The 20,120-nt window shown below is 31.2% G+C and carries 16 protein-coding genes and 1 pseudogene; 15 read left to right on the forward strand and 2 right to left on the reverse strand.

Translation table 11 applies throughout. The features are described from left to right. Nucleotides 1-10: 10 nt before the first annotated feature. The 10 genes from L3B96_RS07085 to L3B96_RS07130 all read left to right on the forward strand — a co-directional run bounded on the left by L3B96_RS07085 (nucleotide 11) and on the right by L3B96_RS07130 (nucleotide 14,248). A complete protein-coding gene (locus L3B96_RS07085; RefSeq protein WP_238859698.1) occupies nucleotides 11-805 on the forward strand; it encodes an ABC transporter permease subunit in 795 nt (264 codons plus the stop codon). A gap of 331 nt (nucleotides 806-1,136) precedes the next feature. Beyond that, nucleotides 1,137-1,685, forward strand: coding sequence for a GNAT family N-acetyltransferase (locus tag L3B96_RS07090; protein WP_238859700.1), 549 nt, complete (start codon nucleotides 1,137-1,139; stop codon nucleotides 1,683-1,685). Between the two features lie 412 nt (nucleotides 1,686-2,097). Further along, nucleotides 2,098-2,943 (forward strand): methyl-accepting chemotaxis protein, encoded by an 846-nt coding sequence (locus L3B96_RS07095; RefSeq protein ID WP_012059987.1) that lies wholly within the window; start codon nucleotides 2,098-2,100, stop codon nucleotides 2,941-2,943. A 577-nt stretch (nucleotides 2,944-3,520) separates the two neighbouring features. Then, nucleotides 3,521-3,883, forward strand: a complete 363-nt coding sequence (locus tag L3B96_RS07100; RefSeq protein WP_238859702.1) for a hypothetical protein — start codon at nucleotides 3,521-3,523, stop codon at nucleotides 3,881-3,883. 372 nt (nucleotides 3,884-4,255) lie between these two features. Continuing rightward, nucleotides 4,256-5,581: a TIGR00366 family protein gene (locus tag L3B96_RS07105; protein WP_238859703.1), complete on the forward strand. Its 1,326-nt coding sequence runs from the start codon at nucleotides 4,256-4,258 to the stop codon at nucleotides 5,579-5,581. 187 nt (nucleotides 5,582-5,768) lie between these two features. Continuing rightward, nucleotides 5,769-6,707: a 3-hydroxyacyl-CoA dehydrogenase family protein gene (locus tag L3B96_RS07110; RefSeq protein WP_238860105.1), complete on the forward strand. Its 939-nt coding sequence runs from the start codon at nucleotides 5,769-5,771 to the stop codon at nucleotides 6,705-6,707. Nucleotides 6,708-6,765: 58 nt separating this feature from the next. Beyond that, nucleotides 6,766-8,292: an acyl CoA:acetate/3-ketoacid CoA transferase gene (locus tag L3B96_RS07115; protein WP_023975635.1), complete on the forward strand. Its 1,527-nt coding sequence runs from the start codon at nucleotides 6,766-6,768 to the stop codon at nucleotides 8,290-8,292. Between the two features lie 208 nt (nucleotides 8,293-8,500). Beyond that, entirely contained in the window at nucleotides 8,501-10,324 is a 1,824-nt protein-coding gene (gene atoS, locus L3B96_RS07120) for a two-component system sensor histidine kinase AtoS (RefSeq protein ID WP_238859718.1), read from the forward strand. Nucleotides 10,325-10,670: 346 nt separating this feature from the next. Beyond that, complete coding sequence (locus L3B96_RS07125) at nucleotides 10,671-12,641, forward strand: methyl-accepting chemotaxis protein (protein WP_238859720.1); 1,971 nt, start codon at nucleotides 10,671-10,673, stop codon at nucleotides 12,639-12,641. Nucleotides 12,642-12,829: 188 nt separating this feature from the next. Continuing rightward, nucleotides 12,830-14,248 (forward strand): sigma-54 dependent transcriptional regulator, encoded by a 1,419-nt coding sequence (locus L3B96_RS07130; protein WP_012059981.1) that lies wholly within the window; start codon nucleotides 12,830-12,832, stop codon nucleotides 14,246-14,248. Between the two features lie 199 nt (nucleotides 14,249-14,447). Here L3B96_RS07130 and L3B96_RS07135 read toward each other — a convergent pair whose 3' ends face one another. Then, nucleotides 14,448-15,188, reverse strand: a complete 741-nt coding sequence (locus L3B96_RS07135) for a GntR family transcriptional regulator (RefSeq protein ID WP_238859722.1) — start codon at nucleotides 15,186-15,188, stop codon at nucleotides 14,448-14,450. Nucleotides 15,189-15,367: 179 nt separating this feature from the next. Here L3B96_RS07135 and L3B96_RS07140 point away from each other — a divergent pair, with 179 nt between their 5' ends. From L3B96_RS07140 to L3B96_RS07160, 5 genes are all read left to right on the forward strand, one after another. After that, entirely contained in the window at nucleotides 15,368-16,756 is a 1,389-nt protein-coding gene (locus L3B96_RS07140; RefSeq protein WP_238859731.1) for a glycoside hydrolase family 1 protein, read from the forward strand. Nucleotides 16,757-16,773: 17 nt separating this feature from the next. After that, the gene (locus tag L3B96_RS07145) at nucleotides 16,774-18,075 is read left to right on the forward strand and encodes a PTS transporter subunit EIIC (RefSeq protein ID WP_238859733.1); all 1,302 of its coding nucleotides are present in this window, start codon (nucleotides 16,774-16,776) and stop codon (nucleotides 18,073-18,075) included. A gap of 38 nt (nucleotides 18,076-18,113) precedes the next feature. Further along, nucleotides 18,114-18,416, forward strand: coding sequence for a PTS sugar transporter subunit IIB (locus L3B96_RS07150; RefSeq protein ID WP_238859735.1), 303 nt, complete (start codon nucleotides 18,114-18,116; stop codon nucleotides 18,414-18,416). Nucleotides 18,417-18,427: 11 nt separating this feature from the next. After that, complete coding sequence (locus L3B96_RS07155) at nucleotides 18,428-18,751, forward strand: PTS lactose/cellobiose transporter subunit IIA (RefSeq protein WP_238859737.1); 324 nt, start codon at nucleotides 18,428-18,430, stop codon at nucleotides 18,749-18,751. 160 nt (nucleotides 18,752-18,911) lie between these two features. Beyond that, nucleotides 18,912-19,805, forward strand: coding sequence for an ROK family protein (locus L3B96_RS07160; RefSeq protein WP_238859738.1), 894 nt, complete (start codon nucleotides 18,912-18,914; stop codon nucleotides 19,803-19,805). 156 nt (nucleotides 19,806-19,961) lie between these two features. Here the strand turns inward: L3B96_RS07160 and L3B96_RS27415 are convergent. Further along, a pseudogene (locus L3B96_RS27415) lies at nucleotides 19,962-20,051 on the reverse strand (IS3 family transposase); the annotation flags it as partial. Between the last annotated feature and the right edge of the window lie 69 nt (nucleotides 20,052-20,120).

Raw genomic sequence — 20,120 nt, forward strand, 5'->3', positions numbered from 1 at the left:
TGATTAGAATATGAAGAGTAATGAAAAAGCACTTATATATAAAGATATAAATGAGTTAGTAAGTTCAAAACGAGTAATTCTTCCTATGACTATTGTTCCAATTATCTTGACAATAATAGTGCCTCTTGGAATACTCATAGGTGCAAATTTTATTGGAAGTGACTCAAGCACTATTACAAAAATGGCTCCTCTTATAAGGAAATTACCTTATGAATATACAACATACACTCCAGCTCAATTACTAGTAAAAGTGGCTATAAACTTCATGTTTCCATCATATTTTCTTATAATACCTATAATGTGTTCAGCAGTTATTGGGGCTAGTAGTTTTGTAGGAGAAAAGGAACATAAAACTCTAGAGTCCTTGCTTTATACTCCAACATCCATGGAGCAATTACTTAGAGCTAAAATTTTAGGTGTATTTGTTCCATCATACATTGTGACATTGATTTCGTTTGTAGCAATTGGCATAATATTTAATATAGGTGGCTTTATATACTTTGGCGGACTTATCTTTCCAGATATAAAATGGCTGATAATTATACTTTGGCTTTCACCTGCAATTAATTTGCTATCGTTGATACTTACAGTTATGGTGTCAGCAAAGTCAGAAACTTTCCAGGAAGCACAACAAATAAGCGGGCTTCTTGTAATCCCAGTTATTCTTGTATTAATTGGTCAGATGACAGGAGTACTATTACTTAGTAATTTTATAATGATTGTAGCAGGAGGAGTTCTATTAATACTTGATTATGCTCTAATAAAGAGAATTTCTTCAAAGTTCATTCCAGAAAAGTTAATTTAAAATAAGAAAATTTATAAGCGTAGATTCAATAATGAAAGTATTTATTTAAAATTTAATAGAGTGATATCTTGGTGAAAAAATACTGTGATAAAATCTGTTTTTAAACAAATTTCTTGTAGTACTTTTTCACCATTATTTTATTCTATAGGAATTTATATTGGAGTGAAATATATGAATAACTTTTGAAATTATAAAAAAATACGTAATCTGAGAAGGAGATTTTCTTGTAAATTAATGTGATGTTTTAAATGTGTGTTATAATATGGTAAGGTTTCAAAAGGTTATATAAAATTTGGACAGACTTATGTTATAATGAGTGGAGTTGTTAATTATGATATTTGAAGACAAAAAAGTAAAATTGAAAAATGGAGAAGAATGCATATTAAGAAGTCCTGATGTAAAGGATGCAGAAAAATTAATTGATTACTTAAGAAAGGCATCATCAGAAACAGACTATATGCTTAGGTATCCAGAAGAAATTACTATGACTATAGAAGATGAAGAAAAATTCATCAATGACATTAGCGAAAGTAATAAGGATGTAATGATTTCAGCATTTATTGATGATAAACTTGTTGGAAATTCAAGTATATGTATTATTGGAAATATGATTAAAGTTTCACACAGAGCAAATTTTGGAATAGCAGTTATTAAAGAAGCTTGGAATCTTGGTGTTGGAAAAGCTTTGTTAACTGAAATATTAAAATATGCAAAAAAAGTAGGATTTGAACAAGTTGAATTAGAGGTAGCAAGTGATAACTATAAGGCAATAAACTTATATGAAGAATTTGGTTTTAAAAAGTATGGGACAAGAAGCAACTCTTTTAAATTAAAAGATGGATCATATTACACAGAATATTTAATGATGAAAAATTTATAGGTATTCAAGATTTAATATTATTCGCTTATTCTTAATAAAGCGTTATTTTTGTTGTGTGAGTATTTTAAGTTATATAATAAAAAAATGAAATTGTAGTTTTTGTTTAGATAAAATTCTGCTAGGCACAGTGGTGTAATGTTACAGAATTTGGGGTTAATAGAAAAATATTATAAGCTTTACTAACAAACTAAATAGAAGATGAAATCTATAATTTATTTACATTCAAATTATAAAGATAACTTAGAGATTTATTTGAGATTAAAGTAATATTATTTATAGTTTATTGTTTAATTATATTAATGAAAATAGATTGATATTTGCAAAATAATAAAGGAATTTGACTACTTATGTAGAATTATTAATTCTATAAAGATATAATATAGATGAATATAAATATTTGAGGGGGATTATCATGGGATATAAAGAGCATTTAACTGAGAATTTAACGGACGAGGAAATTTTAAGGGCATTTTCTATTGTTTTGCCATATCTTAACGATTTATCAAGAGATGATACAGCGTTTGGATTAACAGATACTGAAAAATATATCGAATATGAAGATCCTAAAGGATTTCAGTTGCAACTTAGAGCTGGTTCTGAACCATTAGATGTTATAAAAGATTCTTTAAGAAGTGGAAGACTTGAAAAAGGTGATACAAATGTATCTGGCAAAGAAATAAAAGTTATATCAATACCTATTAGAAATTCAAAAGGGAAGATTATTGGAACAATTAGTGATGGAATTGATTTAGATGATACTACTAGATTGGTAAATAGTGTTTCAGAAATATCAGAATCATTAGATCAAGTTTCTACAAGTGTTAGTGAATTAGCTAATTCGGCCTCAAATTTTGCTCTAACTGGACAAAAGACTCTAAAGCAGGCTCAAGATGTTATGGAAACTTCAAAGAAAACATCAGACGCTATAGAAATTATTAAAAGTATCGCTGATCAAACAAATTTACTAGGATTAAATGCAGCTATTGAATCTGCAAGAGCTGGTGAGCATGGCAAAGGATTTAATGTTGTATCAACTGAAATAAGAAAGCTTGCAAGCCAAAGTAAAGAATCAACTAGAACAATAAATGATATTGTTATTAATATGAATCAGTCAATAAATACTATAATTGGAGCTGTAAATGAATCAGCATCAGAAAGCGAAGAACAAGCAGCAGCCATTGAAGAAATAAGTGCTACTATCGAAAGTATAAATGCTAATTTAAAAAGATTAAATGAATTTATTGAAAGATTTGCATAATTTTAAGCAACAATAATAAATAATATAGATATTGAAATATCGCGGTATTCATATGAATTTGCGATATTTTTTATTTAGCAATTTTATAATATATAGATACCTAAATTTAAAACTGCATTTATGTGATAACTTACCGAAATCATAAATATTTTGATTCCGAAAAGCTATGAAAATATCGCTGAAGGTTCTAAGCAGCAGGTTGTATCCACTTTAGCATGCTCCAACTTTCATAGGGAAGCTCGACTCATTACATTCGCTGAGGAAGTTCGAGAAACCAAAATAAAATTTTGGACTCTCACTTCACAAGCTAAAATGGAACAACCTAAAGCTAAGAACCTTTAACAGCTCATTTTCAAATGTTTTCTTCACAAATATATTTATGATTTCTAGTGAAGACACGAACTTAAAGTTTTAGAAACCTTGTAAATATGTTCATCTAATAAATAAAATTCCTAAGTTGTTTATCTGTATATACGCTGAAATAATAAATTTGCACTTGAACTCTAGTAAGTCAAATGCTCAATTAAACATAGAATGTAGAAAATTAATTACAATATATATATGGAAGGAGATAGTCATGAATTTTTATATTTTTACTTTAGCTATATGTTCAATAATATTTTTAATATATGCTCTTAATGGAGTATTTTACATACTGAAAAAACCAGAAGCTATAATTAATAAAAAATTATCGAAAACAAAAAGGATATATGAAATTACAGATGTTGATGAGTATTTAAGTAATTTAGGAAAATTAAATTTATATTCAGCTATTATTCTTTATACAGGTGTTTTAATTTCACTTTATGCTGATAAATATAGATATCAGATTTCAATGTACATATATATCGTAATTTACTTTGCCTATTTTTATTTGATAAGAAGTAGATTTATGAGAAAGGTAGAAAAATGTTTAATTCGTAAAGATGCTAAAGATTAAAATAAATGAGCTAGTGATCAAGAATTTATTCTTAACCAGTGGTAATAAAGTATTTTTGAAGAATAAACATTAAATAGAAAGTGCGCATAGTTTTGCACAGATATTGTATAAAAAGTTCACACTTATTTTTGGAAATAAATATAAGTGTGAACTTTTTCGCTTTTTTATGTTTTAATTTTTGAAAAAATTTTCTTAACATAAAATCATCAAAGTGTCTTAATAAGGCAAAATTTGTTTTTTAACGACATTAATTGTTTAAAAGTTATTTTTAATTCTTAGAAATATGAATTTGGCATATGCTTTGCTTATTAAATAAGGTGTAGTAACAAAGCAAGCTTGTTTGTTAAATATTAAACATAGGGAGGCAAAAAAATGATAAAAGGATTATCTAAATTTTTTACAGCTATTGTTCAAAAATTTCTTCCAGACCCACTTGTTTTTGCAATGATTTTAACATTGATTATGTTTATTTCAGGTATTATATTTACTGGCCATACTCCAATTGATATGATAGGATTTTGGGGTAAGAGCTTTTGGAATCTTCTAGCATTTGGTATGCAAATGGCGTTAATTTTAGTCACTGGTAATGCATTGGCTAGTTCACCACCTGTTAAACGTATTCTGCAAAAGATTGCAGGAGTGCCTAAAACACCAGCTCAAGCTATTATGCTTGTTACATTTGTTGCAGCGGTTGCTAATATTATTAATTGGGGATTTGGTCTAATCGTTGGTGCTTTACTTGCAAAAGAAGTTGCCAAAAAGGTGCGACATACAGATTATCGTTTATTGATCGCGTGTGCCTATATTGGTTTTATGACTTGGCATGGAGGCTTATCTGGTTCAATTCCACTTCTGGCAGCGACTAAAGGGAATCCAATGGAAGCGACAATCGGATTAATTCCGCTAGGTGATACTATTTTTGCTCCGTTTAATATCTTTATAACTGTTGCTTTAATAATAATATTACCTTTAATGACAAGAATGATGATGCCTAAAGATGAGGATGTTGTGGAGATTGACCCAGCATTATTAGCAGCAGAGGCATCAAATGAGACTAGTACTGATACTATAACTGAAAAAACATTTGCAGTACGCGTTGAAAACAGCAGAATTATTGCATGGCTAATTGGTATTCTTGGGGTTTGCTATATGGTTCATTACTTCATGAATGGTGGTTCTATGGATGTAAACGCTGTAAATATGATTATGTTTTTTGCAGGTATCATTCTTCATGGTAGTCCTGTATCTTATATGCAGGCTATAGTTGATGGAGCAAAAGGAACAGCTGGTATAATGGTACAATTTCCTTTCTATGCTGGTATACAAGGCATGATGGATTTGTCAGGATTAGGTGGAATGATTACAAGTGGCTTTGTTAGTATATCAAATACTCATACATTCCCAATTTTTGCGTTTTTAAGTTCAGGAATAATTAACTTCTTTGTTCCATCTGGTGGTGGACATTGGGTTGTACAAGGGCCATTTATAATGCCAGCTGCGCAAGCACTTGGTGCAGATATGGGGAAAGCAGCTATGGCAATCGCATATGGTGAAGCTTGGATGAATATGGCGCAACCATTCTGGGCACTACCAGCTTTAGCTATAGCAGGTCTTAAAGTTCGTGATATTATGGGATTTTGTGTAACAACCTTAATTGTAGGTGCTTTAATATTTGGTGTTGGATTAGCTTTATTTTAACAATTGAAAAAAGCAAAAAGTACGTTTAAATCTAGCCCTTGCAACTTATTTGATACTTGCGGATTTTATACGTATTTTTATCAGTTAATAGTATCAGACTATAGTCTGAAATCTGCAAGGTTAAAGTTTGATTATATTAACATTATTATATGGAAAATTAAATATATGGAGAGAAAGGATGATAAAAATGGATATAAAGAATATAGCAGTATTAGGTACCGGAACTATGGGACATGGTATAGCATTATTTTCTGCCAAGGCTGGGTTAAATGTAGTTATGTATGGTAGGTCAGATGCAAGTTTAGAACGAGGCTTTAATAGTATAAAGGCTAGTTTAAATCTTTTGAAAGCTGAAGGAAAATTAGAAGATAGTGGGTATAAAGAAATCCTAAATAAAATAAAAGGAGTTAAAAGTATTGAAGAAGCTACTAAAAATGTTGACCTTATAATAGAATCGTTGGCAGAAGATTTAGAGCTTAAACAAGAAATATTTAAGCAATTAGATGAGCTTTGTCCACCAAGTGTAATTTTAGCAACTAATACGTCAGGATTAAGTCCAACAGATATAGCTAAATATACAAAAAATCCAGAGAGAATAGCAGTTGCGCATTTTTGGAATCCACCACAATTAATTCCTTTAGTTGAAGTAGTTCCAGGAGAAAAAACATCAGAGGATACAATAGTAAAAGTTATGAAATGGGTTGATTTTATAGGAAAAAAATCTGTTCGTATGGAAAAGGAATGTTTGGGGTTTATAGGAAATCGCCTACAATTAGCATTGCTTAGAGAAGCTTTATATATAGTAGAAAAAGGCTGGGCAAAGCCTGAGGAAGTAGATAAAGCCATTGAGTATGGTCATGGAAGAAGGCTTCCTGTTACTGGACCATTATGTAGTGCAGATTTAGGAGGTTTAGATATATTCAATAATATTTCTTCATACTTATTTAAAGATTTGTGCAGTTATACTGAGCTATCTAAGTTATTGCAAGGTATGGTTGAATCAGGGAATTGTGGAAAGAAGAGTAAGCAAGGATTCTATAATTGGTCACCAGAATTTATAGAAAGTAAAGAAAAAGAGCGTGCGGAAGTACTTTTATATTTCTTAGATAGAGATGCTAAAAAGTAACCTGAAGAAATTAAGGCTGTTGAATAAATAAAGTAAGATAAAGTGGGAGGGATTAATTATGAAGTCAAAGGTAATCTCTATAGAACAATCAGTTGATTTAATAAAAAATGGAGCTACTGTTGCAGTAGGTGGATTTGTTGGATGTGCCCATCCAGAACAAATTACATTAGAAATAGAAAAACAATATTTAAAAAGGCATGTTCCTAACAATTTAACATTAGTTTTTGCAGCTGGTCAAGGTGATGGTAAAGATAGAGGATTAAATCATCTTGGTTATGAGGGGTTAGTTCACAGAATAATAGGGGGACATTGGGCATTGACACCAAAGCTTCAAAAACTAGCTTTAGAAAATAAAGTAGAAGCATATAATTTACCTCAAGGAGTTATATCACATTTGTATAGAGACATTGCAGCTGGAAAGCCGGGAACAATTACTCATGTTGGATTGAAAACATTTATAGATCCTAGAATTGAAGGTGGTAAACTTAATGAAATTACAAAAGAGGATATTGTAAAAGTAGTTAATATTGAAGAGAAGGAATATTTGCTATATAAAGCGTTTCCGATAGATGTTGTACTTTTAAGGGCTACTTATGCAGATGAAGACGGAAATGCAACAATGGAAAAAGAGGCTTTAACACTTGATGCAACAGCAATGGCTCAAGCTGCTAAAAATTCAGGGGGAATAGTAATACTACAAGTTGAAAAGGTTGTAACTAAAGGTTCACTTGATCCAAGAAAAGTTAAAATCCCAGGAATATATGTTGATGCTATAGTTGTTGCATCAACAGAAAACCAAATGCAAACTTTTAGTGAAAACTTTAATCCAGCATATTGTGGAGATACTAAGGTACCAGTGGATTCAATAGAACCATTACCACTTAATGAAAGGAAGGTAATAGCAAGAAGATGTGCTAAGGAACTAGTACCAAATGCTGTTACTAATTTAGGTATTGGCATACCAGAAGGAATAGCTATAGTTGCTAATGAAGAAGGTATTGCAGATCAAATGACTTTAACTGTAGAGCCAGGTGGAGTAGGTGGCGTACCAGCAGGTGGACTAAGTTTTGGAGCTTCAACAAATCCGGTTTGCATACTGGACCAATCCAGTCAATTTGATTTTTATGATGGAGGCGGTCTTGATGTAGCTTTCTTGGGATTAGCACAATGTGACAAATCGGGTAATATAAATGTTAGTAAGTTTGGACCTAAGATTGCAGGTTGTGGTGGGTTTATTAATATAACTCAAAATGCTAAGAAGTTAATATATTGTGGCACATTTACAGCTGGTGGTTTAAAAGTAAAAATTGGAGAAGGTAAATTAATAATAGAAAATGAAGGTAAGGCTAAGAAATTTGTTGATGCTGTCGAGCAAATTACTTTTAGTGGTGAATATGCATCAAGCATTGGACAAACTGTCCTTTATGTTACAGAAAGAGCCGTATTTAAGTTAACTAAAGAGGGGTTACTTTTAGAAGAAATAGCTCCAGGAATAAATTTAGAAAAGGATATTCTAGATAATATGGATTTTAAGCCAATAATATCTCCTGAATTAAAGCTTATGGATGAAAATATGTTTAAATAGTTGATTTAATAAGTTCTTAATTGCAATTCCAAGAATATACCTTGTTCATGAATACCCCGCTAAGTAGATTTCAACACAAATGCTTACTTAGTGGGGTAATCTAATTATTATGCCGCAAGGATTTGCCCTTGCTTGACACGAAAATATAGACATATCATAATTATAAATGAGATATATGTAAAATATTAATATTTATGGGGGTATCCTGATGAGGCTTCTTAGTATGCGTTATAAGCTTATAATTATTCTTGCACTTGCGGTGGTAGTACCGCTTATTGGAAGTGGCTATATACTAATTTATAGTGCGGAAAAAGCTATGAATTCAGAGAAGGAAAGCAAGCTCTATGGAATAGCAAGAACTTTGGATGCTAGTATGGAAGGTGATTTTGAATCCTTATTATCTATAGAAGCTAAGAGTGCTTCGCATGACGAAAAGGTACGACTACTTAATCAAAGACTATCAGGAGTTACGGAAAAAATTGTTTCGGGAAATCCCGGAGTAGGAGCTGGGTATTATTCTAAAGATCTCGATTGTATTATTACATATGGACCAGGTTCTGAATATGACACCACGGTTGGACAATCAATAAGTCAAGAACATTTGGGCCGGGAAGTAATGGAAAAGGGGATACCTTTGACTGCAAGTGGTAAGATGGTTAGAGGGAATATTCTAAATGCCATGGTTCCGATCATTCGAAATAATAATGTAATCGGATACGTATGGGCTAATGAAATGACTGAAAGTATAGAGCGTCAAATAAATGAGATGGAAATTGTGATGTACGAAGGGTTAGCTATTGCTTTAGTTGTTGGGTTAAGTATAAGTATGACTTTAGCAAATAGAGTTTCTAATTCCGTTAATGGTATTATTCAAGGACTATCTAGTTTGGGCAATGATTTAAGTCAACGATTGCCAGAAATTAATGGTGAATTTGGAAAGATTGCTTCTGCCATTAATGGAATGGCTCAAAGTCTAATGAATACACGTTCACATACAGAAATTATTATGGAGAGTATGGTAGATGGAATTATTACAATTGATAATGATGAAAAGATAACAGAGATAAACGCTGCTGCTTGGTCTATTATGGGATTAAATAAAGATGTGATTGGAATTAACTATAAAGATCTATTCTCCGGGAATGCTAAAGTTCTTGACATAGTGCTAGAAACTTTACGTTTCGGTAAAAAAATTATTGGATATGAAGTAGAATTTACTCGTTCGGACGGTACAATTATTCCCATTAGTGTCAGCACATCTATGCTATGTAATAATAATAATGTATTGGGTGTAGTTTTAGTTTTCAAAGATTTATCAGAGCATAAGGCTTTTGAGGATTATGTAAGGAGATTAGATCGTCTTGCCGCAGTTGGAGAACTTGCTGCCGGTGTAGCTCATGAAATACGTAATCCTCTATCAGCTATTTCAGGGAGTGTGCAAATTTTGGTGGATGAATTGCCAAAGGATAATTCGACACGGATTTTTGGAAACGTTGTATTGAAAGAGGTTGATCGTCTTAACGGCGTTATTGAAGATCTCTTGTATTTTGCTAAACCTTCAAAACACTATGTGACATCAATTAATATCAACGAACTTGTGGAAAATTCTCTTTTTTTACTTTTACCGAGTATAAAAAAGGAGATTGTTGTTTTAGAAACACATTTTGATCAATCAATTGAAGCTATTTCAGTTGATGCTCAGCTTATTAAACAAGTTTTAGTTAACCTATTACTAAATGCGACACAATCTATGCCTCAAGAAAACGGAAAAATTACAGTTACAACACAAAGGGTGATTAAAGGGATTGAGATTATCATAGAAGACAATGGAAAAGGGATTGATCAGGAAAGTTTACCTAGGATTTTTGATCCTTTTTTTACTACAAAGGATACAGGTACGGGACTAGGACTTGCTGTTAGTAACAAAATCATAGAAATTCACCAAGGATACATTCGAGCTGAAAGTATAGTTGGTATTGGAAGTACATTTACAATATACTTGCCTTATGAAAGTGGAATTAAGGAAGTATAGTGTAAATTTAAATATAGAAAAATATATTAAATACAATTTAAGACTTGTAATCTTAAAAATAGATAAAATTATGTTGCATAACAGAGCACGTTAATATTAATAGTATGACAAGCTAATGCTATTAATATTGCATTGATGGTAAAGTAGCTCAAAATAAATAGAATTTCATCATTGAGTTCACAAAAAATAATCTCACTCTTTAATGTCGCTTTTTGGTATAGGGATTTCAACTGTAATATAAAATTTTAAAAGTATCATTTGAAATACAAAAAATGTCTGAAGTATTTATGCATTAAGAAAAGTAATTTATTACGTTATATTAATTATAAAAAGATGGGATGATTTTATGAAAAGTATTAAGACTTTACTCACGGTTGCTAGTATAATTATTATTTGTTTATCTATGACCGTACTGGAGGTTACAAGTTATATAGAAACAAAACAGATGGTTGAAACAGAAGTGAAGACAAGCATGACTTCTACCACTCAATCAACAGCTAAAGAAATTGGATTGTGGCTTGATATTAGAAAGTCGGAGATGGAAAGTATTGCAAGTTGCCCAGTTTTTGTGAATGGGAGTAGGCAGGATATAATAGATTATATGTCTTCTGAAACAAGTCGTCTTCCTCTATATAGTGCATTTTGGCTTTCAGATGCTAATGGAGATTGGTATTCGGCTACAGGTACAACAGGGAGCATAAGCGAAAGACCTTATTATAAAGAATTACTAGCTACAGGAAAAACAGTGATATCAGATCCTTTACTTGGTAAGGCAGATGGAAAAATGGCTGTAGTTGTTGCTGTTCCGATAAAGGTTAATGGTACTATTAAAGCTATCTGGGGTGGTAATGTAAAACTTGATGAATTAGTACAATACATATCTTCTATAAAAGTAAAACAAAATGGTTATGCTTCACTTAATTTAACAGATGGAACAGTAATTGCAAATCCTAATAAAGATTTAATTCTTAAATATAATCCATTAAAAGATGAGAAAATTGAACCAAAACTAAAAGAAATATATGAAAATATGTTCAAAGGTGAAACTAATGTTGAATATTATGGCTTTAATAAGCAATATATATCATATAAGCCTGTTTCGGGAATTAATTGGACAGTTAGTCTGATAGTGTCTAAAAGTGAATTTACTGGACCACTTACACAACAAATTTATAAATCAGCTTTAACTTTAATAATCACTTTAGTAATAGTAATAATTTTATTTCTATTTATGTTAAATAAAATTCTAAAACCATTAAAGGCTATAGAAGATATGGCATTATGTATCTCAGATGGTGATCTTAGTGTTGCAAAGGTGAGAGTTAATTCAAAAAATGAATTTGGCAGACTCGCTAAAACTTTTGAAAATATGATAATAAATTTGAGAGGATTAATTGAACAAGTTTCAATATCATCTGATAATGTAGCAACTGCCTCAAAGCTGTTAACTGAAAGTTCTGAGCAAACTTCGGATGCATCAAATCATATAGCAACAACTATTATGAATATATCAGAAGGAGCTAATAAACAAATGGAAGTTGTAAATGAAACTTCCTCTGAAATTAAAGAGATGGATAAAAAAATAAAGAATATGGCAGAGAACACAGACAGCATGATAGAAACAGTAGGAGAAACTGCAAATGCTGCACAATTAGGAAGTAAAGCTGTTAGCGAAGTAATTGTCCAGATGGCTAAGATTGAAAAAGCTGTTAACAGTTCAGCAAATGTAGTTGAAATATTAGGTGAAAGCTCAAAGGAAATAGGACAGATAGTAGATACAATATCTACTATAGCTAAACAAACAAATCTTTTGGCACTAAATGCAGCAATAGAAGCAGCATGCGCAGGAGAAGCAGGAAAAGGATTTGCCGTAGTGGCAGAAGAAGTACGAAAACTTTCTGAGGAGTCTAGTGTAGCATCAATGCGGATAGCAAAACTTATTGGAGATATTCAAAGAGAAACTGACGATGTTATAATTGTAATGGAAGAAGGAACTCAAGAAGTAAAAAATGGAACTGATGCTGTAAATTCAACAGGTAAGGCATTTAGTCAAATATCACAGGCAGTTGAGTGTGTAGCAGCCCAAGTAAGAAGTGTATCTGAGACGGTAGAACAAATATCATCAAACAGTAATAAGATTGTTACTTCAATTCATAAGATAGAAAAAATTGGTGGTGACACTGCAGAGAAAACACAGACAGTAACTGCAACAACGGAAGAACAATCTGCATCAATGTATGAAATTGCTGGATCAAGCCAGAATTTACTAAAACTATCTGAAGACTTGCATGAAGCTATAAGTAAATTTAAATTATAGATACATTTCTTTTAAAAATGAAAAGTTTTTTGTGAAAAGTTTATTGTTTTATTATTATAAATTTCACTTTAATATTTATTATTATATTCAACTAAATTCCATATTTCAAATATTAGATCTAAATATGGAATTTGGTTGAATATTGATATATACTGTAAAATGTTGTATAACTAAAGTAGATTAATGATATGTTTATAAAAAGAAAGGCTGATTACAATATGACAGAAAGTGTTCGTGTTTTAGTAGCTGATGATGAGCTAAGCTTGAGAATGGTACTTCAAACAGCATTAAATAAGGTTGGATATGAAGTAGATACTGTTAAAAATGGAAAAGAGGCACTTTGTATGGCGCAGGAAAATCACTATGATGTCGCTATCCTTGATATCCGTATGCCAGAGGTGGATGGGTTGCAGGCATTTTATGAAATTCATAAAATTAAGCCTAACTTGCCAATTATTCTTATGACTGCATTTGGAAGTTCGGAAACTGCAGTTAATGCTATGAAACACGGTGCTTATGACTATATATTAAAGCCTTTTAACCTTGATGAAGTTAAAATTATTGTAAGTAGAGCTATTCGCATGCAACAATTGACTAAAGAAGTTGTATACCTTACGCAGGAAGTGCAAGAAATGGGAATGACAGCAATGACCCCAGGTAAAATTGTTGGGGAAAGCTCTAAAATCCAAGAAGTATATAAAATAATTGGACGAGTAGCGAATTCAAAAGCTACGGTATTGCTAACAGGAGAAAGTGGGACAGGTAAAGGAATGGTTGCTAAGGCTATTCACTATGCGAGTGACAGGAGAGAAAAGCCATTCATTCAAGTGAATTGTGGTTCGATTCCAGAAGGTTTATTAGAGAGTGAGATATTTGGACATGAGAAGGGAGCATTTACAAGTGCATTTTTTCAAAAACCAGGGAAATTTGAACTGGCTGAAGGTGGGACACTTTTTTTAGATGAGATTGCGGAGATGAGTCCAAATCTTCAGGTAAAACTTCTCAGGGTGTTGCAAGAAAAAGAGTTTGAACGTGTTGGTGGTACAAAAACATTTCATACAAATGTACGTATTATTGCAGCAACAAACCGTGATCTGAATAAAGAGATATCTGAAAAGTCTTTTCGGAAGGATCTATATTATCGACTTAATGTTGTTTCAATCTGTTTACCTCCACTTTGCGAAAGGGGAGAAGATATTGTTTTACTAGCTGATTACTTTTTAAAACGTTTTTCTGTAGAAGTAGGACGGAATGGTATGTTTTTCGCTCCAGAGGTTTTGGATATTTTTCGTAACTATTCTTGGCCAGGAAATATCAGGGAATTAGAAAATGCAGTAGAACACGCTATTATTATGAGCAACACCCGTGTTATTTTGCCGGAGAATCTTCCACTTAGCATAAAAGTAGAAGATGTAGAAGCGGATGGTACTATTATTCTTGGAGATGATTCTTTCAAACCTTTGCGAGAAGTATTGCTAGAAGTTGAAAAGCGTCATATATCCGAAGCTATAGAACGAACAGGTGGAAACCGCACACAGGCTGCAAAGCTCCTTCAGATTTCACGGAGAGCCCTTCTGTATAAAATTAATGAGAATAATATCGATTAAATTATTATATGTAAACATGAATTGAGTTCGCGTTAATAAATAATTTTTTTTTTGTGGATTTTAAGGATCACTCTTCATCTACACCATGAAACCCACGACCAATTGTATGTGGCTTAAATAGCTGCTTACAGTTGGTCGTGGGTTTTTATTGTCACTGGTAGTCCACAAATCATGAATTTTAATTAGATCATAATACAAGCTATATATTATTTACTAAAACAGTATTGAATTTAAAGACGTCATATCTATGATGCGTTTTCGAATATTCGAAAATCTTACCATTTTCTAAATAACATATTTTCTCAAGCTCTATAATAAAGTCAGACTCTGTCAAATTTAAATAAAGTTTATCGTTAGAGTTAGCCTCATCACCTTTTATAGAAATGTGGGCACTTTGAATTTTAAATCCAAGTTCATTAGTTATGTAATCATAAATAGAGCCTTCTAAATGTTTTTCTTTTAGTCCGGGTATAACATAAATAGGCATATAAGTTTCTTCTAGTATTTGTGGGTCATTATCTATAGAACGTAATCGTAAGATTTTATATATATATTCATCCGTGATGTTAAGTTTTTCCGCAATTTCCTTAGGTGGTGTGATAATAGAAAAATCTATCACCGTTGATTTCAGATGCTCTTTACTAAATTTTTTAGAATAACCTGAAATATGATCTAATTCTATAGTAGTTCTGCTAGATAGATTCTCCTTAACATAAGTACCAGAGCCCTGTCGTCTTATTAACATACCTTCTTGAACTAATAAATCTAATGCTTTAGCTATTGTAAGTTTACTGCAATTATAGTATTCAGCTAAAGAATCTCCATCTGGAATTTTCTCATTGGTTTTATAAATATAGTTATTTATCTTATTCTTTATATCTTCATATACTACTTTGTATTTAGGCGGCATATATAATCTTCCTTTCTCAATTGTTTCCACACATATATTATATATCAGATATAAATAAAAATATACTGGTATTTATATATCTTTTTATAAAAGGTATATATCTTTTATAAAAAGGTATTGATTATTTTCAAAAGGACATATATAATCATAATTGAAAATGTTTTCTGCTCGAGACGAGAAACATAATATATATAAGATGGGAGTTACTTATGAAAAAATTTTATGAATTTCCAGAAGGATTTTGGTGGGGGAGTGCCTCATCAGCAGAGCAATCAGAAGGCAAAGGTAATACTGATAAAGGCAAAACTATTTGGGATCATTGGTTTCAATTAGAAAAAAACAGATTTTATGATGAAGTTGGACCAAATATTACTTCAGATTTCTTCTATAGGTATGAAGATGATATCAAATTAATGAAGGAACTTGGACATAATTCATTTAGAATGTCTATTTCGTGGGCTCGATTATTTCCAAATGGAGATGGAGAAGTTAATGAAAAAGCAGTTGAATTTTATAATAATGTAATTAATTCATTTATAGCTAATGATGTAAAGCCTTTTATTAACTTATATCACTTTGATATGCCGTTAGTAATGCAGGAAAAGGGAGGATGGGAAAGTAAAGAGGTCGTTGAGGCATATGTGAACTATGCAGATAAGTGTTTTGAATTATTTGGAGACAGAGCAGAGCATTGGTTTACATTTAATGAACCTTTAGGACCAGTACTTGGAGGGTACTTACAAGATTTTCACTATCCAAACATAATAGATTTTAAGAGAGGCGCACAAGTAGCTTTTAATACAATTCTTGCACATGCAAAAGCTATTGAAAGATTTAAAAAACACAATCTAAAATCTAAAATTGGAGTAATATTAAATCTTAGTCCTACTTATCCAAGAAGTTCAAATAAGTATGATGTCGAGGCAGCAGAATATTGTGACTTATTTTATAATAGGAGCTTCTTAGATCCTTGTGTAAAAGGCGAATTTCCTAAGAAGTTAGTAGATACTCTTAAAAAATATAACCAAATTCCTATATATACAGATGATGAGCTAAAAATAATTAAAGAAAATACAGCTCAAATTTTAGGAATAAATTATTATGAGCCAAGAAGAGCAAAGGCTAGAGAAAATGCTGTTAATCCTAATTCTCCATTTATGCCAGAATGGTTTTTTGATCCATATATAATGCCAGGAAGAAAGTTCAATAATTATAGAGGATGGGAAATATACGAGAAGGGAATACTAGATCTTTGCAATGATGTTAAAGAAAATTATGGAAATATAGAAGCTTTTATATCTGAAAATGGTATGGGTGTTACAGATGAAGAACGTTTTATTGAAAATGGACAAATTAATGATGAATACAGAATTAATTTTATTAAGGGTCATTTAAAATATGTTCATAAAGCAATTGAAGAGGGATGTAATATAAAAGGATATCATCTATGGACATTTATTGATTGTTGGTCATGGATGAATGCATATAAAAATAGGTATGGTTTAGTTAGTTTAGATTTAAAAACTCAAAAGAGAACAGTAAAGAAAAGTGGAGAGTTTTATAAACTGTTAGCTACAAATAATGGTTTTGAAGAATAAAAAAAGGGGGAACATTGATGAACAAATTTTTTGAAAAACTAGGGAAAGTATCGCAAAAGTTAGGTGGAGAAATACACTTAAGATCACTTAGAGATGCATTTGCATCACTAATTCCATTCATTATTATTGCAGGCTTAATGATTTTCATTAATTATGTAGTTATTGAACCGACAGGATTTATGTCTAAAGTAATTAATCCAGCAACATTAACTACTTGGCAAGATGTTGGAACATCTATTAATAATGGTACTTTGAATTTCTTAGCAGTATTGCTAGCGGGTACATGTGCATATCATCTGGCAATAAATAGGAAATTTGAAAATCCAATAGCACCAGCTCTTCTAGCTATTTCAATATTTGTTATTTTATTACCATTTGTGATTTCAACTACACCTGTAGGAGTTAAAGAGGCAGTTAAAGTTGCAGGAGTTATTTCTTACAGTTCCACTAATTCAGGTGGAATGTTCGTAGGTATTATAATGTCACTATTATCAACTGAATTATTTATGTGGCTATCTAAAAATGAAAAACTTAAGATTAATATAGGTGGAGAAGCAGTACCTCCAGCCGTTACAAAGTCTTTTAATAGTTTAATACCTATAATGATTACTATTCTAATTTTTGCTGTAGTGTCATTTGCAATAAAGCAACTTTTTGGGACAGATATAAATTCACTGATCTTAAAAACAATACAACGACCATTGGTAGCTCTAGTTACTAGTTTACCAGGATTTATAATATTAATGCTGTTGTCTAATTTATTATTTGCAATAGGGATACATCCAGGAGGGGTAATTGCGCCAATTATGGATCCAGTATTATACACAGCTATGAATGAAAATATGACTGCTTTCGCTCAAGGTCAACCTATCCCTCACATAATTAGCATGTCATTTAAGGATACATTTGGAGTAATGGGTGGATCAGGTAATACTATTGCGTTATTAATTGCTATATACTTATTCTCAAAGAGAAAGGATTATAGAGATATTGCTAAACTTTCCACAGCACCAGGTATATTTAATATTAATGAGCCAGTTATATTTGGTTTACCAATAGTATTTGATTTAACACTAATGATTCCATTTGTATTAGCTTCACCAATTTGCTTAACTGCTGCATACTTAGTGACTGAGGCAGGATGGATGTCACCAGTAGTAATTCAAACACCTTGGACGACTCCACCAATTTTATCAGGATTTCTAGCAACAGGTGGAGATTGGAGAGCTTCAGTATTTCAAATAATTATGATTGCACTTACAGTCTTACTATATGTTCCTTTTTTAAAGGTTTCAGAGAAAAAACAGGTTGAAGAATAAATAGAAATAATATAAAGATAAAAGGGAGATGTTTTGTTATGAAAAAAATATTATTAGTATGTAATGCAGGAATGTCAACATCAATGCTTGTACAAAAGATGATTAGAGTAGCAGGAGAAAAGGGTATAGAAGTAACAATAGAAGCTATACCTTCGACAGATTTATCTCAATGTTGGCAAAGTGCAGATGTAATTCTACTAGGACCTCAAATTGGATTTATGAAAGATAGTACAAAAGACACAGTAGAAAATAAGATACCAGTAGAAGTTATTAGTATGGTGGATTATGGCAGAATGAATGCCGATAAAGTTTTAACTTTCGCTATAGATTTAATGAAATAAGGTGGTTTAAGATGGAAGGAATGGAGTTAATAGCTTTCAATATTATTAGTAATGTTGGAACGGCAAAGAGTATGGGAATCCAGGCTTTAATTAAAGGAAGAGGCGGAAACGAAGAAGAGGCAGAAAAATTACTTGAAGATGCATCTGTGTTTATGAGAGAAGGGCATAAGTCACATTCACAACTTATACAAGAAGAAGCAAAAGGAAATAAGCAAGAGCTTTCACTAATACTTATGCATGCTGAAGATCAATTAATGGCAGCAGAAATAATTTTATCTTTAGCTAAAGAGATGTTATATATGCAGAAAGAAATCAATAATTTAAAGAAAAAATAGTAAAAAAGTCGAGATAAATTCTCGGCTTTTAATAAAATAAACTTATAAAAAGTTTAGAACAAATAAGAAATAAAATTTTTAAGTAAGAACACAATTTAAAAAATATCGTAGAAGCTTTTTATTTAATCAAATAGTTTTGTTAATATTTTAGGAGGTCAAGATGAATTATTATTTAGGAATTGATATAGGTGGGACTAACTTAAGAGCCGCTATTTTAGATAATGAATATAATTTAATCGATAAATTTAAAATAGATAATATTGTTGAAAAATGTGCTAAGTATAATGTAGATAATTTAATAAAAATAATTAGGGAAAAGTGGAATATATATAATATTCAGGCTATTGGTGTGGCATGTCCAGGTCCTTTAGATATAAGAAATGGAGTAATAATTAATCCACCTAATTTAAAAGGATGGGAAGGATTTGAGATAAAAAAATACTTTGAAGAGCGTTTTAAATTACCTACAACTGTAAATAATGATGCAAATGTGGCTGGATATTGTGAAGCTAAGATAGGAGTAGCTAAAAATGCTGAAAGTGTATATTATATTACTCTATCAACAGGAGTAGGTGGCGGATTTGTTTATAAAAATGAGATAATTAATGGATTTAATAACATAGCTGGAGAAGTATGCAACATGATAATAAATGAAGATGAGTATAGTCACGCAGGCTTAAACGTTGGAGGATTAGAAGGGCAGTGCAGTGGAGTAAGTATTTCTAGAATTGCTAGTAAGAAGTTAGGACAGGAACTCACTGCCAAAGATGTTTTTGACAGAGCTAAGGATGGAGAAGTAAATTGCAGAGAGGTTATAAATGAGTGGTCTATAAATTTATCTAAAGCAATTGCTAATATAATAACTATTGTAGATCCAGAAGTTATAGTACTTGGCGGATCAGTTATTTTAAATAATTCTAATTACTTAGAAAAATTAATTAATGAAGTTAAGCTAAGAGTATTTAGCAATATTAATGTAAATATTAAATTGGCTAAAATAGGTGATGATGCAGGATTGCTTGGAGCGGGGATTCTAGCATCTTGCTTAAAATGATAAATTTAAAGGATGAAAAAGTTTTATGACTTAATATTGATAAAGTGAACTATACTATAAATAAATGCGAACTTTACAAAAATTAGGTATATTGAAACTTTAAAGTTGACTCACCATATTAAAATGTACCCTTTGACAAGGACAGTTAAAAAAAGCCTAAGCAACATTAAGAAGATGATTTCTGTATTGAACAGGAGTCATCTTTTTTTAGTTTTACTGGCATCTATAATCATTATGATAAGTCATCTGACTTGCGGATAGTTATTTGTATTAAGTATGCTTATTTCCTAAGTAATTTATATATTTCATTATAAT

The organism is Clostridium sp. YIM B02569 (assembly GCF_022320765.1).
Taxonomy (GTDB): domain Bacteria; phylum Bacillota; class Clostridia; order Clostridiales; family Clostridiaceae; genus Clostridium; species Clostridium beijerinckii.